The following is a 16,072-nucleotide window of genomic DNA, read 5'->3' on the forward strand; positions in this document are numbered from 1 at the left end:
TTTATGCATATATACGGTAATAAAGTTTTACTCAGGGCTATGGAAGCTGAAGATATGGAAATGTTGAGAGCAATGGTAAATAGCCCTGAAATAGAACATTTGATTGGTGGTTATTCTTTTCCTGTTTCTAAGGAACAGCAACTTGATTGGTTTAATAATGTTAAGTCAAATAATTCGAGCCTAAGGTTGATTATAGAGACTGAAGAAAACGGTGCTATAGGTTTTGCAAATATTACTGATATTGATTGGAAGTATCGTTCTGCAACACATGGTATTAAAATTGCCGATTTTAAGGACAGAAAGAAAGGCATTGGTACTGATGTTGTTATGGCTGTTATGAGGTATGCTTTCGATGAGTTACAACTTAATAGACTAGAAACTACAATCGTTTCTTATAATAAAGCATCTTTAAATCTCTATACAAAAAAATGTCGATGGACAATAGAAGGAATTAAGAGAGAGGCAGTTTTTAAAAGAGGGGAATATAATGATCTAAACGTTTTAAGCATTCTAAAAGATGAGTATGTTAGTTTAGTTGATAATTTGGAGTATTGGAAGTGAAATTATATTTCTATGTTAAATTGATCTTTGATTTTGTTTTGTCTAGTTTTTTGTTGGTTTTTTTATTTCCAGTTATGATTGTCTGTGCAATAATTATTAAAATTGAAGACCCTAAAGGTCCTGTTCTTTTTATCCAGAAAAGAGTTGGTTATCAAAATAAAACTTTCAGTATTTTTAAATTTCGTAGTATGAAAGTACAAATAGAAGATAATGGCGTTTTGTTGAATGACTCCGAAAGAATGTTAAAATTTTCTGGGGTTTTTAGAAAATTAAGCTTGGATGAAATACCACAGTTAATAAATGTTCTCAAGGGCGAAATGTCTTTTATCGGTCCTAGACCTCTCCCTGTACTTTATTTTCCGTATTTTAATAAAAATGAGTTATTACGCCATAATGTCAAACCTGGAATTAGTGGCTGGGCTCAAGTAAACGGTAGGAATAATTTAGGTTGGGAGGAAAAGTTTGCATTAGATATCTATTATGTTAGTAATGCCTCTTTTATTTTTGATCTTAAAATTTTGTTGTTAACTGTCTTAAAGGTTATATCTAAATCTGATGTTGTTGTTAGAGGACAGAATGAAGTAATGGACTTTCACACTTTCAGAATATTACAAAGTAATAAAATGGGTCAAAAAAAGAATTGTGATTATGAAGTATGAATTAGGCAGTGAATTTCATTGGGAGAATATCCCAAAGAATGATGTGACTAAATGGCCACCGAATTGTCTTTTTACTTCTATGGGGAGAGCTCCCCTTATTATGCTATGGAAGCAATTTTGTGGCCCAAAGGCAAAAGTCTACATTCCAGAGTATTTTTGTGAAGAAGTAATAGAATATTGGAAGTCTTATGGTCTAAACATAGTTTTTTATCAGGATAATCCGACTCTAAAAGAGCCATGTTTTAAATCCTTGAAGGCTACTGATGGTGATATTGTTCTCGCTGTTAATTATTTTGGAATGAAAGACGGTGTCTCTTGGAAAAAGTGGAAAAAAATCAACCCAAATATTTTATTGGTTGAAGATCATACCCATGATCCAGTGTCCGTTTGGGCTTTAACGTCAAATTCTGATTTCTGTTTTGCTTCACTACGAAAAACACTCCCTATATCTGATGGTGCCATTCTATGGTCACCTGCTAAATTTGATATATTTAATGATTTGCCTGATATGAATCTTAAAGACAGTTCTATGAAATTGTCGGCAATGTTTTTAAAATCTCTATATATTACCGATGGTATCACTGAAGTAAAAGATGCTTACCGAGCGCTTCAAATTGATGGTGAGTATGTACTTTCACAATTAGATATAACAAAAATTTCTATTATGTCTTCGATTCAAATAAAAGATGGCTACCCTAATTCTTTTAGAGAAAAACGTATCCGCAATGTCAAGTTTTTTGATAAAGAATTTCATTCAATTGTGGGGGCTGAGCACTTAACCTGTTCAATTCCGTTGGGTGGGAGTCCTTTTGCAGCTGTTATTTTATTTGATAGTAATCAGAAAAGAAATTATGTACAAAAATATTTAATTTCAAACTCTGTTTACACTCCTATTCATTGGGCTATTGATAACCTTGATTTGGCTACTGCTAGTGAGATATCAAACCGAATATTAACGATTCCTTTTGATCAGAGATATGATGAGTCTGATGTGTACAAAGTAATAGAAATGATAAAGTTTTCACTGGAGTGTTATGATGATTAATTTGTTAGATTTATCAAAAGATGAAGATGTTGTTTTATATAGAAATCATTTGGTTAAATATGAAGTAAATGAACCATATTATAAGTTCGAGTTTTTTACAAGTTTTTCTAAAGGCACAAAAAACCTATATTGTCTAATATTTGAAGAGAATGATTCGATAGGAATATATCCGTTTTATATGAATGTTATTCCATTAGAGAATAATGGGGTTAAATACTATGATATAGCTTCTCCGTATGGTTACTCTGGTCCTTTATTTGTTAATATGTCGAAAGACCAAATTACAGCTTTTTGGATTTTGTCTGATAACTTTTTAGCTTCAAATAATGTCGTTAGCGAGTTTGTTAGATTTTCATTAGATAGTGAAATTGAATTGTATAATGGTATTGCACTAGCAACTCTATCTAATGTAAAAGGTAATATAGTTAGCGAAGAAGAATTGTGGACGAATTCTGACCATAAGGTAAGGAAAAACGTAAAGCGCGCGCTAAGAGAACATCTAAGAAGTGAGATTTATATAGGTAATGAGATTGATAATAATGTATTAGCTATTTTTCATGATATTTATATTAATACAATGAAAAGAACAAATGCAGATATCAGTTTCATGTATACCCCAAATGATTTTTTTGATTACATACGAAATAATATAAAAAATAGCGTCATCATTACTGTTTATGACGATTTAAAAGCAGTTTCAACAGAATTGCTGTTGATTTCTGATAACACTATTTACTCTTTTTTAGGTGGAACGCTTAAAGAATCATTTTCAAAAAGGCCAAACGATTTTTTGAAATATGTAATAACTAATTGGGCTAGAGAACAAGGCATTAGTTACTTTGTACTTGGCGGAGGTTATGGAAAGGATGATGGAATATTTGAGTATAAAAAGGCTTTCTTCCCATCAGACATTGTTAGTTATTATACTGGAAGGAAAGTTTTAAATAGCGCGATGTATGATGAAGTTTCTAAAGTAATTAGTACTTTGGTAGATAAGTCTAATGTATGTAATGAAGAAGATATTTTAGAATTAAAAGAAAAGGATTATTTCCCATGTTATTCAAAGTTTTACAAAATATTAAGTTAGGTTAAGATGAGTATTAATGTTTTTTCAAAATGGCCTTGTTTTACTTTGGAAGAGGCTAATAAAGTCTCATCAGTTTTACTATCTAATAAAGTAAATTACTGGACTGGTTCTGAATGCCGTGAGTTCGAAAAAGAATTTGCTTCTTTTACTAACACTGAATATGCAATAGCCTTAGGTAATGGCACATTAGCACTAGATCTTGCTCTCAAATCGTTAGATATAGGTGCGGGTGATGAAGTTATAACAACTTCTCGTACTTTTCTAGCATCAGCTTCATCTATTGTAACTAGTGGGGCCGCACCTGTTTTTGCTGATGTTGACTTAAATAGTCAGAATATCACTGCGCAATCTATAAAAGCTGTATTAACTCCAAAGTCTAAAGCCGTTATCGTTGTTCATCTTGCTGGTATGCCTGTTGAAATGGATGCGATCATGGAACTTGCTGCAATACATAATTTGTATGTAATTGAAGATTGTGCTCAGGCACATGGCGCTAAATACAAAGGCAAGTCAGTAGGCAGTATTGGTCATATTGGTGCTTGGTCATTTTGTCAAGATAAGATTATGACCACTGGTGGTGAAGGTGGCATGGTTACGACTAATGACAAAGCTTTATGGTCTACAATGTGGTCTTATAAAGATCATGGTAAAAGCTATGATGCTATTTATAATCGGGAGCATCCAACAGGTTTTCGTTGGCTACATGAAAGTTTTGGTACGAACTGGCGGATGACAGAAATGCAGGGAGCGATAGGCCGCATTCAGTTAACTCGTATGCAAGATTGGACCGCTAAACGTCAATCCAATGCTAAAGCGGTAGATGATGCGGTTACTGGTATTAACTGTGTGCGCACTGTCGTAGTACCTGATTATATTGAGCATGCCGAATACAAGCATTATATGTTTGTTAAGCCTGATAAGTTAGCCAAAGGTTGGTCACGAGATCGTATCGTGGATGAAATTATTGCTCTTGGCGTACCAGCCTTTCAAGGTAGCTGTTCTGAGGTTTATCTTGAGAAAGCCTTCGATGGAACCCCATGGCGTCCGAAAGCGCGTTTAAAAAATGCGGTTGAATTAGGTGAGACCAGCTTAATGTTTTTAGTGCATCCAACGTTAACTGAAGCTGAGATTGATAAAACCTGTGAAGTTATAAGAAAAGTTTTATTATCTGCTCAAAAGTAGCTCTAATCAGTTATTTATGAGTGCCTATTACGTATTCTTTTAATTTGATATCAGTCAATTATTCAGTTATTTTTGTCAATTACAAACTTTTATAGTTTAACTGATGCCTCATTTTTTGAACTTTGGTTTGCAAAGGTTATTTTAATGTCGCGTAAATATTTTGGCACTGATGGTGTGCGTGGAAAAGTAGGTGAATTTCCTATTACACCTGATTTTGCAATGAAGTTAGGTTGGGCTGCTGGGACGGTACTAGCGTCTTCTGGCACTAAGGGCGTGTTAATTGGTAAAGACACTCGGATAAGTGGCTATATGCTTGAATCCGCGATTGAAGCTGGGTTATCAGCTGCAGGTGTGAATGTTTCACTTGTTGGGCCAATGCCTACACCCGCTGTAGCGTATCTAGCATCTACTTTTCGGGCTGATGCAGGCGTTGTGATTAGTGCATCACATAATCCTTTTTATGATAATGGCATTAAGCTTTTTTCTAATACGGGAACCAAACTCACTGATGCTCAAGAATTAGAAATTGAAGCATTATTAGATAAAGCAATTAATCACAATGCAATGCAGTGTGTAGATTCTGCTAATTTGGGTAAAGTGCGTCGCATAGACGACGCTGCTGCTGGGCGTTACATTGAGTTTTGTAAAGGTGTATTTCCGCATGACCTATCGCTAGCAGGGTTAAAGATCGTCATTGATAGTGCTAATGGTGCTGCTTATCATATTGCTCCAAATGTTTATCGTGAATTAGGTGCTGAGGTTGTCAGCATCAACGACAAACCTGATGGGTTAAACATTAATAAACAATGCGGTGCAACAAGTTTAGATAGCCTGCAAACAGCAGTTATCGCTCATAAGGCTGATCTAGGTATTGCACTCGATGGTGATGCTGATCGGGTTATGTTTGTTGATTATAATGGCCAAGTCATTGATGGTGATCAGATTTTATTTATACTAGCTCAAGCAGCCAAACAAAATGGCACGCTGGAAGGCGGAGTTGTTGGTACTTTAATGTCCAACTTAGGCTTAGAACTTGCCTTAAAAGATTTAGATATACCTTTTATCCGTGCTAAAGTGGGTGATCGTTATGTTGTTGAACAGCTTAAAAAGACTGGCTGGGAGATTGGTGGTGAAGGTTCAGGCCATATATTAGACCTTAACTACGCAACGACTGGCGATGGTATTGTTGCTTCATTGTTGGTGTTGCAAGCAGTTCTACTCAGCGGTAAGCGACTTGCAGAAGTAGCGTCTGGTATGACTAAATTGCCACAATTATTCATTAATGTTCGTTTAACGTCTGACAATGCTGATGAGATCATTGCCTCTGAGAAGGTTAAGCAAGCTGTTTTAGATGCAGAAGTTATCCTGGCTGAAAATGGACGAGTGTTATTAAGAAAGTCTGGGACTGAGCCATTGATCAGAGAGATGGTAGAGTCTGCTGATCTAGATATGACTCGAGCCCAGGCTGAGTATATCGCTCAAGCTTTAAGAGATGCATAAAAGTTAAAATATTGTAGTAAGTGTTCACTTACCTGTAGAAGGATAATTGTTATCGAGCAATATGATTGAAGCTCGGGCTAAGCACTTAGTCCGGGCTTTTTTCTTATATTAAATCCCAATGAAATACAGCTTTCCATAAGCAACAAGTCAAGACTACTTGCTACAGAATAGGGGGCTTACCAGCGCCTGACTCTCAGTGCTTAATAAACTGTTTTCATTTCGAATTCACCTAAACTTTATCTCTGATAATGTTCTTTCTTTATATTCGCACGGAGATGAATTGGCTATTCAAACTGTCAAGCCTAGTCAATTTCACCATATGTTTAAAAATGCCATTCGTTAAAGATTATGACCCGAAGTGAACTCGATTCGAGTACCGCTAAATGTGTATATGTATAACACCTATTATGATAAAATCGCTGCTATTGGCGCTGCAACAATAGCAGCGTAAATCTTTTTAAGATCTCTTATATTATGACACTTATGAAATTGAGGCGAAAAATGGAATTTTTGCAAGGCATATTTACGTTACCTCGTGCTCAAAAGCGTTTTGTGAGCTTGGCGGTTGACTCTTTATTTTTGATATTTGCTTTTTGGACTGCGTTATTAGTTCGTTTAGATGATGTTTCTGTTTTGTCGGGCAGCGGTTACTGGCTGGTGTTATTGTTCGTACTGCCTGTTAGCTTATTTGTGTTTGCCAAGCTTGGGCTCTATCGTGCGGTTTTACGCTATATGGGGCTGCAAGCGCTGGTCGCTATATCCTCCGGCATTGTTGTATCGACGATAACGCTAGTGCTGGTCGCATTCTATACCGAAGCGAATATACCTCGGACCTTCCCTCTCATTTATGCCTCTTTTGCACTGGTTTTTATTGGAGGTTCACGGGCTCTGGTTCGCTCGTTGGTCGGCACAGGGATCAAACGAGTCGGCGAACCTGTGATTATTTATGGTGCTGGTGTTAGTGGGCGCCAACTTTTGAGCTCTTTAGTGCAGAGCCATGAATATCATCCGTTTGCGTTTGTCGATGATGATGTAAGTTTGCACGGTACGGTTATTCAAGGGGTGCATGTTCACTCACCTTCTATTATACGTAAGCTTATTAAGCAAAAGTCAGCGACAAAAGTACTATTGGCTATACCGAGTGCGAGCCGGACTAAGCGACAAAAAATACTGCTAACACTCGAATCGTTTGCGGTTCAAGTGTTAACCATTCCGGCGACGGCGGATTTGGTGAATGGCAAGAAGCTATACAGTGACATAAAAGAGGTTGAGATAGATGATTTGCTTGGGCGCGACTCTGTCTCGCCTCGTGAAGATCTTCTTTCCGCTAATATCACTAATAAAGTCGTTATGGTCACTGGGGCTGGCGGTTCTATTGGTTCTGAGCTCTGTCGTCAAATTCTGAAACAATCACCAGCAAAACTTGTCCTTTTTGAACTGTCTGAGTTCGCTTTATATGCCATAGAGCGAGAATTGAGAGCTATTGCTTTAGAGCTTAATTTAGATGTACCGATTTTTCCGTTGATGGGTTCAGTCCAGCGCGAAAATCGAATTCAAGCGGTCATGGAGTCTTTTGGCGTTCAAACCGTCTACCACGCAGCAGCTTACAAGCATGTGCCACTCGTTGAGCACAATGTGGTGGAGGGGGTGCGAAACAATGTGTTTGGTACTCTATATACCGCAAGAGCCGCAATTGCCGCGAAGGTCGAAACCTTTGTGTTAATCTCTACAGACAAAGCGGTAAGGCCTACCAATGTTATGGGCACGACTAAGCGCATGGCTGAATTAGTATTGCAGGCTTTCGCTAAAGAAAACCACCAAACTCGTTTTTGCATGGTGAGATTTGGTAATGTTTTGGGTTCATCAGGTTCGGTTGTGCCGTTATTTAGAACTCAAATCGCAAATGGTGGCCCGGTTACTGTGACCCATCCTGAAATTACCCGCTTCTTCATGACTATTCCTGAAGCATCGCAACTGGTTATTCAGGCGGGTGCGATGGGCAAAGGCGGCGATGTTTTTGTATTGGATATGGGTAACTCAGTTAAAATTGTCGACTTGGCCTCTAAGATGATCCGTTTGAGTGGCTTTGAAGTCAGAAACGAGATTAACCCCGATGGTGACATAGCTATCGAGTTTAGTGGCCTACGCCCAGGCGAGAAACTCTATGAAGAGTTGCTTATTGGTGATGATGTTACTGGCACCGATCACGAGCGTATTATGACGGCTAATGAGTCATTTTTAGATTGGAGTGACTATTCGACGATATTGGATAGACTCGACAATGCTTGCCATGAATTTCAACATGAAGTTATTCGCGATATTTTGCTTACTACACCGACAGGTTTTAATCCAACCGATGGTATTTGCGACTTGGTATGGCAGCAACGTGAATCAGAAAGAGAGATGGATTCGGTTAAAGAAAGTGGCAAAGTTGTGCCGTTAGTTTCCTAACACCTCCTCAAGTTTATTTAAAGGCCAATTCTTAGAGTTGGCCTTTTTTGTTTTGAAGGTAAATGAAGGTTTAAGAGCCCGGGTTAAGGCCGATTAGGAGCCGAGAAGGGCTGAGACGGTTAACGGCGCGTTCGGAGGCTTACTGACGGAACGCTGCGCTTACGGTGTAATGCTTATGTTGGTGTTTATCTTTTGTAGGTCGGCATTTATGCCGTCAGCTAACATAACCCATTGCGGTGATTGATGGGCTAAAGCCCAACCTACAGGGTGAATGTCTTTCTGTTGGTTTGCATGATCGATTTTAGGGTTATCTTTTGTTGGTTTACGTTTCACATTGTAGGTCGGTATTTATGCCGTCAGCTAACATAATCCATTGCGGTGATTGATCGGCTAAAGCCCAACCTACAGGGTGAATGCTTATGCTTTAGAGGATAAGTCTTTCTTCAATGATGTTGATAGTCTTGCATGTTTTGATGGCATATTGATCTAAATGAACAGCAATATAATAATGTGTTCACCTTCTTATATTGAATATTATAAAAACGGAATATACTTACAATCGCTATATTTTTAAATATAGAGAAGCATTAATTCAATTCTAGGGGAATGTAGTTGGTTGTTTTAGTCACTGGTGGTACGGGCTTTATCGGTTCAGCGTTAGTGCGCTTTCTCATTGAACAGACAGAAGATAGTGTTATCAATATCGATAAACTGACCTATGCAAGTACTCCTTGTGCGTTAGCGGGCATTGAACAAAACGAGCGTTATCAGTTTGTCGAAGGTGACATTTGCGATAGGCAGTTACTGCTAGGCGTATTAGAGCAATTTCAGCCCGACGCCATTATGCACTTAGCAGCTGAAAGCCATGTTGATCGCTCTATCAGTGGTGCTGATGAGTTTATACAGACCAATATTGTCGGTACGTTTACTTTATTGGAAGCTTGTCGTGATTACTACTCTACGTTGCAAGATGAAAAACGACAAGGGTTTCGCTTCCATCATGTGTCTACAGATGAAGTGTATGGTGATTTACCTGATGGCGGTAAGTTCACTGAACAATCAAGCTATGCGCCTAGTTCGCCATATTCTGCGAGTAAAGCGGCCGCTGACCATCTTGTAAGAGCTTGGCACAGAACGTACGCCCTGCCAGTTGTATTATCAAATTGCTCTAACAACTACGGTCCATATCAGCATGTTGAAAAGCTGATCCCTCTTACCATATCAAACGCACTGCAAGGCAAGTCAATTCCCATTTATGGCTCCGGTCAGCAGGTGAGAGATTGGTTATACGTTGATGATCATGTACGAGCACTTTATCAGGTGCTGTGTAATGGGCAATTGGGCGAAACCTATAATATCGGTGGAAACTCTGAAATGCGGAACATTGATGTAGTCAAAAAGATTTGTGAGATTCTTGAAGATGTCGCCGCTGATAGCCCATATTCACTGCAGGGTAGTGATAAGCGCATTGATGGCTTTGCGAGCTTGATATCATTTGTGACCGATAGGCCGGGTCATGATGTGAGATATGCAATTGACGCAACTAAAATCCAAAAGGAATTAGGGTGGATGCCGAAGGAATCGTTTGAGTCTGGACTGCGGAAAACGGTTGAAGGCCGGTTAAAGGTCGATAAAAGCCAAGGTGATTTAGAGCTGAGATGATTAGAAGACGGTTAACGGATAACGGAACGTTCGCAGGCTCACTGACGGAACGCTATGCTTACGGTTAGGAGCCCAAACTACGGCGGTGTAATATTCATGCCGGTGTTTGCGAATATATTTTGTAGGTCGGCATTTATGCCGTCGGTTAGTGTGGTCTATTGTTATTATTGATGGGCTAAAGCCCAACCTACAGGGGAATGTCTTTCTGTTAGTTTGCATGATCGATTTTACGGTTATCTTTTGTTGGTTTACGTTTCACATTGTAGGTCGGCATTCATGCCGTCGCTTAGTGTGGTTTATTGCGATGGTTGATGGGTTAAAGCCCAACCTACAGAGGCGTAATGCTTATGCCGCTAGACTAACCTCCAATGACAGCAACTCCAGCCACCCCTGCCTGTGTCAGGAAGGTTGACGTTTAACAGATAGTTGTCATTACTAACTTGATATCAAAATTGGCACTGCAGATAGCTTAACCTGTGGATAATTATTAACCGCGCCACCAAAATGTCACCTTCCCATCCGAGTCTTGTAGCTCATTTCTAACAAAATGCCATTTTATTGTCATTTTTTTCTGAATAAGTATGTATAATCACAGCCGTGTAACATATATAAGCAAGAAGGAAAATTGCTTAGCAATAGATGATACGGCAATTTGGAAGCCACAATCCGTGGGCGGTAGCGTGTCTAAAATGGCTGGTTTCGGCGTCAGTGCTCGTTATACGGATATATAGCCGCTGTCGTCAGCCTATATGTAAGTCCTCTTTTATAGCTCCCTTGATGCATTTTCCACAGATACAGCGCGTTAAATCTCATAAAGTCTCTAAGTTCTGCCACCATGGTGATGTAGGTTTATAGTCAGTGGTCTAGTAAATAGACTCTAGTCTTACGGTGTCTTCACGTAATCGGTACAACATTTTGCCGCGTAGTAATTAATCAATATTAATGAAATAAAAAACAAAAATGAACAAACTAAATATGAAAATTGCAGCACTTACGTTATGTACTCTTTTCCTCGCCGGTTGTGTGGTACCAGGGCAACACCTTAGTGTTGAATCTGAAGTTATCAACCAAACTGACTTAGATGAGTCTGTATCAAATATCGATGTCTATGCTTTAACGCCAAAATTGGTAAGAGAGCTAGCACCTGCTGCCATTAACGGTCAGAGCAATCCTAGCTTAGATTCAGAACTTGCTAATTACGAATATTTCGTCGGGCCAGCTGACATTTTAAATGTCACCATATGGGATCATCCTGAGTTAACAATACCAGCAGGCTCTTATCGTAGCGCGACTGAATCAGGTAATTGGGTGCATGCTGATGGAAGTATATTTTACCCCTACATCGGTTTCGTTGACGTAGCGGGTAAAACCGTTGTCCAGATCCGCAAAGAGATGGCGACTCGTCTGTCAAAGTATATTGAAACTCCCCAAGTCGACGTAAATGTCGCCAACTTTCGCTCACAAAAAGCCTATATAACAGGTGAAGTCAGTAAGCCAGGTAAGCAACCGATTAGTAATGTGCCGCTAACTCTGCTCGATGCAATTAATCAAGCTGGCGGGTTAGCTGCTGATGCAGATTGGCGCAATGTTGTGTTGACCCGTAATGGTAAAGAGGATCGAGTTTCACTTTATGGCTTAATGCAAAAAGGTGATTTAACCCAGAACAGATTGCTGTGTGATGGCGATATAGTGCATGTACCACGCAATGACGGGCAAAAAGTATTCGTCATGGGCGAAGTCAACGAACCTAAAATAGTTAAAATCGATAGAGCGGGCATGAGCTTAACTGAGGCATTAACTGCGGCTGGCGGTTTGAATCAATTATCATCAGACGCTACCGGGGTGTTTGTTATTCGAGCAAGTAGAGATAATGATGTAACCGCAAACGTTTATCAGCTAGATGTAGAAAACCCCACAGCGATGATCATTGGCACCGAATTTGACATCCAGCCCTATGACATTGTGTATGTTACCGCTGCACCAATTACTCGTTGGAACCGAGTCGTTGGCCAATTAGTGCCTACTATCAGTGGTTTCAATCAACTAACTGAAGGTGCGCTTCGCATTAGAAATTGGTAATCGGAATAAGCAAATAATATAGGTTTTTATGTATGTTTAATAAAATATTGGTTGTCTGCGTAGGTAATATTTGCAGATCACCCACTGGTGAATATTTGCTAAAACAGTATTTGCCTGAAAAAGTCATTAAATCCGCTGGTATAGCAACTGAAAAGAGTGGCTTAAGTGGTAAAGCAGCAGATAAATCGGCCAATCATATAGCGACGGAGAACGGTTGTTCGTTAGATGTGCATAAAGCGCAGCAATTAACGCGAGATTTGTGTGGTGATTACGATTTGATCCTAGCAATGGAGAGAGGGCACATAGAGGCTATAACGCAGATAGCGCCAGAAGCGCGAGGTAAAACCATGCTCTTTGGCCAATGGATAGGGCAAAAAAACATACCCGATCCATATCGTCAAAGCAGGGAAGCGTTCGAACATGCATTTCAGTTAATCGATAACTCCGCAAAAGCTTGGGCGAAAAAAATAGCTAAATAAATACAACGAGCAAACACACTAGATTGCTCTCTGAAATCAAGAGTTAAATCAACAGCTAACTCTACTAATAAGTTAGAAAGCAGTAAGTCAGCTTACGATATACAAATAACTAAGCGTCTCACTTTTAAAGTCAAAATTTGGATTCTATAAACGCTATGAGCAGTAATCCCCCCTATCATACAAATAAGTCGCAACAGTCATCGCAAAACAACACAACCGATGAAATCGATTTAGGCAAACTATTTGGCATCTTACTTGACGCTCGCTGGCTAATTATCGCAGTAACGTTTGTATTTACGGTTATTGGCGTTGCTTATGCGTTATTAGTTACGCCTATATATAAAGCTGATGCTCTTATCCAAGTCGAGCAAAAAAGTAGTGGCATGTCTGCGCTTGTTGGCGATATGGGCGATATGTTTTCAAGTGAATCTTCTGCAACAACAGAAGTCGAAATCATCAAATCTCGGATGGTGTTAAACCAAACGGTTGAAAAGCTAAATTTAACCACCCTTGCAACACCTAAGTACTTGCCAGGAGTAGGAAAAGGACTCAGCCGTATTAGTGGTGAGCAAAATGTGATTAAGATTAGTCGTTTTGAAATCCAAAATTATGCTTCGACCAATTTTAATCTAATCCTTGATGATAAAAATCTAGGGGCTTACTCACTCTATAATACAGATGGCCGTAAGGTACTTGCTGGTGTTGTTGGTGAACTGGCCAAGCAAGGTGACTACCGTCTATTCGTACAACAGCTAGTCGGTAACAATGGCGATGAATTTGTAGTGTCTAAACGCTCAGCACTAGATTCAATTCTATGGTTGCAACAGCACCTAACTGTAAGTGAACGTGGCAAGCAAACAGGCATACTGCAACTGTCGTTTAGTGGTGAAGACAAAATACTCATCGAAGATATTCTTAATGACGTTAGCCAAAACTACTTTTTACAAAACGTAGCACGAGACTCGGCAGAAGCCGAAAAAAGCTTAGACTTCCTACAAGGTCACCTGCCAAACATTAAGACAGAGTTAACCGATTACGAAAACACACTGAATCGTTTTCGCCAGGATAACGATTCAATCGATTTGGGCTTAGAAGCGCAATCAACCTTAAAGGTAATGGTAGAGCTAGAAGCACAGCTAAATGAGTTAACCTTCAAAGAGAGTGAAATTAGCCAGCGCTTTACTAAAGATCATCCAGCGTATAAGTCATTATTGGACAAGCGTCAGGTATTATTTGGTGAAAAAGAACGCCTCAATCAACGAGTGCAGCAGCTACCTAAAACACAGCGTGAAATACTGCGCATGACTCGCGATGTTGAAGTTAACCAGCAGATCTATATTCAGTTGCTTAATAAAGTGCAAGAGCTAAGCATTTTAAAAGCGGGTACAGTTGGCAATGTACGCATCTTAGATACCGCACAGTCTTATTCACAAGCGATTAAGCCTAAAAAGCCGCTAATTGTGGTATTAGCAACTCTGTTGGGTGGAATGTTGGCTGTAGCCATTGTTTTGGTTCGAGCGGCACTGCATAAAGGCGTTGAAAACCCAGACGAAATTGAAGCAATAGGGCTAGCGGTTTATGCCAGTATCCCTCTGTCAGAGTCACAGAATGTTATTGATGAAAAATATAAGAAAAACAAACACAGAAAGAAGCTTGCGGTTAGCGAATCACTCTTAGCCGAATTTAATCCAGCGGATCTATCAATCGAAGCGTTACGTGGCCTTAGAACCAGTATGCACTTTGCCATGATGGAAGCTAAAAATAATGTGGTGATGATATCTGGCTCAGCGCCGGGTATTGGTAAGTCCTTTGTATCAGCAAATTTCGCGGCCGTACTGGCAAAAACGGGTCAAAAGGTACTGCTTATTGATGGTGATATGCGTAAAGGCTACATTCAACGACATTTTAATCTGGAATGGGATAACGGCTTGTCTGAGATGCTATCTGGCAAACTGGAGACTAAAGACGTGATTAAAGCATCAGGCGTCGAAAACCTAGATGTTATTACTCGTGGTCAAGTGCCACCAAACCCATCTGAGTTGCTCATGCATTCACGCTTAGCTGACTTCTTTAATTGGGCTTCAGGCGAGTACGATATGGTTATCATCGATACGCCACCCGTGCTGGCAGTAACAGATCCTAGTATTGTCGGCGCGATTGTCGGCACAACATTGATGGTTGGGCGTTTTGGCCAAAATACGGTAAAAGAGATTGAAGTTGCCCGCAACCGTTTTGAAATGGCAGGGGTAGAAGTGAAAGGCTTTATCCTTAATGCTGTTGAAAAGAAGGCCAGTGCATCATATGGTTATGGGTACTATAACTACAGCTATGAAAGCGATACGAAATTAGCATAAAATTAAAGCAATTTGGTAAAAGTGCCGAGGGCCATTCCGGCTAAAGCGAGTTGTTTAATGAGGCTGAAGTTGAAGGAGAGCCCTTTTTTGCCCTGAAATGCAAAACTAAGCTAGGTGTAGTTCATCGGACGGATACGGTGTTTAGGATTATCTTTTGTAGGTCGGCATTTATGCCGTCGGTTAGCATGGTTCATTGCGATGGTTGATGGGCTAAAGCCCAACCTACAGCGTGTAATGCTTATGCTTATGCTTATGCTTATGTTTTAGGAGATCATTATGTCATGGAGTGACTTAAGGAAGGGGCGTTGTTCACAAGAGCAGGGTGAGTACTTCATCACTTTTAATACAAAGGATAGATTGGCCCTTTTCAATGATGTTGATATGGCTCGTATGTTTTGTTTACAGATTGCTCTAAATGAACGCCATTACAATAGTACGTGGTTAACTTGGGTGTTAATGCCAGACCATTTTCATGGTTTACTAAGGTTAGGCGCTGGAGCGGAGTTATCTAAAACCGTAGGAGCTTTGAAAGGGACTAGTAGTTTCGCTATTAACAAAATAGCCAAGCAAAGTGGAAGTTTGTGGCAGTCCTCATTTTATGATCGAGCCTTACGTAATGATGACGACAGGATACAAATTAGTCGATATATAGTGGCTAACCCATTAAGAAAGAGAATAGTTAACCGCATTGGTGATTATCCGTATTGGAACTCTATCTATTTATAAGGCATTCATGCCGTCGTTTAACGTGGTCTATTGTGATTATTGATGGGGTAAAGCCCAACCTACAACGGTGTAATGCTTATATTGGTGTTTTCGATTATCTTTTGTAGGTTGGCATTTATGCCGTCGGTTAGCATGGTCCATTGTGATGATTGATGGGCTAAAGCCCAACCTACAGCGATGTAATGCTTATGTTTATGATTATCTTTTGTAGGTCGGCATTTATGCCGTCGCTTATCGTGGTCTATTGTTATTATTGATGGGCTAAAGCCTAAGCTACAGCCCGGCTT

The 16,072-nt window shown here is 39.6% G+C and carries 13 protein-coding genes; 12 read left to right on the forward strand and 1 reads right to left on the reverse strand.

Annotation, left to right across the window (positions count from 1 at the left end):
- Positions 1-3 precede the first annotated feature (3 nt).
- The 7 genes from JK628_RS08280 (at position 4) to JK628_RS08310 (ending at position 8,485) form a co-directional block, all read left to right on the forward strand.
- Positions 4-561 carry a GNAT family N-acetyltransferase gene (locus JK628_RS08280; RefSeq protein ID WP_202289036.1) on the forward strand — a complete coding sequence of 186 codons (558 nt, stop codon included), beginning with the start codon at positions 4-6 and terminating at the stop codon, positions 559-561.
- Complete coding sequence (locus tag JK628_RS08285; protein WP_202289037.1) at positions 558-1,220, forward strand: sugar transferase; 663 nt, start codon at positions 558-560, stop codon at positions 1,218-1,220. The genes JK628_RS08280 and JK628_RS08285 overlap by 4 nt, the downstream gene beginning before the upstream one ends.
- On the forward strand, positions 1,210-2,265 hold the full coding sequence (locus JK628_RS08290) for a hypothetical protein (protein ID WP_202289038.1): 1,056 nt from the start codon (positions 1,210-1,212) through the stop codon (positions 2,263-2,265). The genes JK628_RS08285 and JK628_RS08290 overlap by 11 nt, the downstream gene beginning before the upstream one ends.
- A complete protein-coding gene (locus JK628_RS08295) occupies positions 2,255-3,352 on the forward strand; it encodes a GNAT family N-acetyltransferase (RefSeq protein WP_202289039.1) in 1,098 nt (365 codons plus the stop codon). The genes JK628_RS08290 and JK628_RS08295 overlap by 11 nt, the downstream gene beginning before the upstream one ends.
- A 6-nt stretch (positions 3,353-3,358) precedes the next feature.
- A complete protein-coding gene (locus JK628_RS08300; RefSeq protein ID WP_202289040.1) occupies positions 3,359-4,534 on the forward strand; it encodes a DegT/DnrJ/EryC1/StrS family aminotransferase in 1,176 nt (391 codons plus the stop codon).
- Positions 4,535-4,678: 144 nt separating this feature from the next.
- Complete coding sequence (glmM, locus tag JK628_RS08305) at positions 4,679-6,034, forward strand: phosphoglucosamine mutase (RefSeq protein ID WP_202289041.1); 1,356 nt, start codon at positions 4,679-4,681, stop codon at positions 6,032-6,034.
- Between the two features lie 501 nt (positions 6,035-6,535).
- Positions 6,536-8,485 carry a nucleoside-diphosphate sugar epimerase/dehydratase gene (locus JK628_RS08310; protein ID WP_202289042.1) on the forward strand — a complete coding sequence of 650 codons (1,950 nt, stop codon included), beginning with the start codon at positions 6,536-6,538 and terminating at the stop codon, positions 8,483-8,485.
- A 159-nt stretch (positions 8,486-8,644) separates the two neighbouring features.
- On the opposite strand, the gene JK628_RS08315 is transcribed toward JK628_RS08310, so the two are convergent.
- The gene (locus JK628_RS08315; RefSeq protein WP_202289043.1) at positions 8,645-8,818 is read right to left on the reverse strand and encodes a hypothetical protein; all 174 of its coding nucleotides are present in this window, start codon (positions 8,816-8,818) and stop codon (positions 8,645-8,647) included.
- Between the two features lie 279 nt (positions 8,819-9,097).
- Between JK628_RS08315 and rfbB the strand changes: the two genes are divergently transcribed.
- The 5 genes from rfbB to JK628_RS08340 all read left to right on the forward strand — a co-directional run bounded on the left by rfbB (position 9,098) and on the right by JK628_RS08340 (position 15,785).
- Positions 9,098-10,147: a dTDP-glucose 4,6-dehydratase gene (rfbB, locus tag JK628_RS08320; protein ID WP_202289044.1), complete on the forward strand. Its 1,050-nt coding sequence runs from the start codon at positions 9,098-9,100 to the stop codon at positions 10,145-10,147.
- A 960-nt stretch (positions 10,148-11,107) separates the two neighbouring features.
- The gene (locus JK628_RS08325) at positions 11,108-12,226 is read left to right on the forward strand and encodes a polysaccharide export protein (RefSeq protein WP_202289045.1); all 1,119 of its coding nucleotides are present in this window, start codon (positions 11,108-11,110) and stop codon (positions 12,224-12,226) included.
- A 32-nt stretch (positions 12,227-12,258) separates the two neighbouring features.
- The gene (locus JK628_RS08330; RefSeq protein WP_202289046.1) at positions 12,259-12,705 is read left to right on the forward strand and encodes an arsenate reductase/protein-tyrosine-phosphatase family protein; all 447 of its coding nucleotides are present in this window, start codon (positions 12,259-12,261) and stop codon (positions 12,703-12,705) included.
- A gap of 155 nt (positions 12,706-12,860) precedes the next feature.
- Entirely contained in the window at positions 12,861-15,059 is a 2,199-nt protein-coding gene (locus JK628_RS08335) for a polysaccharide biosynthesis tyrosine autokinase (RefSeq protein WP_202289047.1), read from the forward strand.
- 276 nt (positions 15,060-15,335) lie between these two features.
- Positions 15,336-15,785, forward strand: a complete 450-nt coding sequence (locus JK628_RS08340) for an REP-associated tyrosine transposase (RefSeq protein ID WP_202289048.1) — start codon at positions 15,336-15,338, stop codon at positions 15,783-15,785.
- The last annotated feature ends 287 nt before the right edge of the window (positions 15,786-16,072 follow it).

The organism is Shewanella sp. KX20019 (assembly GCF_016757755.1).
Taxonomy (GTDB): Bacteria; Pseudomonadota; Gammaproteobacteria; order Enterobacterales; family Shewanellaceae; genus Shewanella.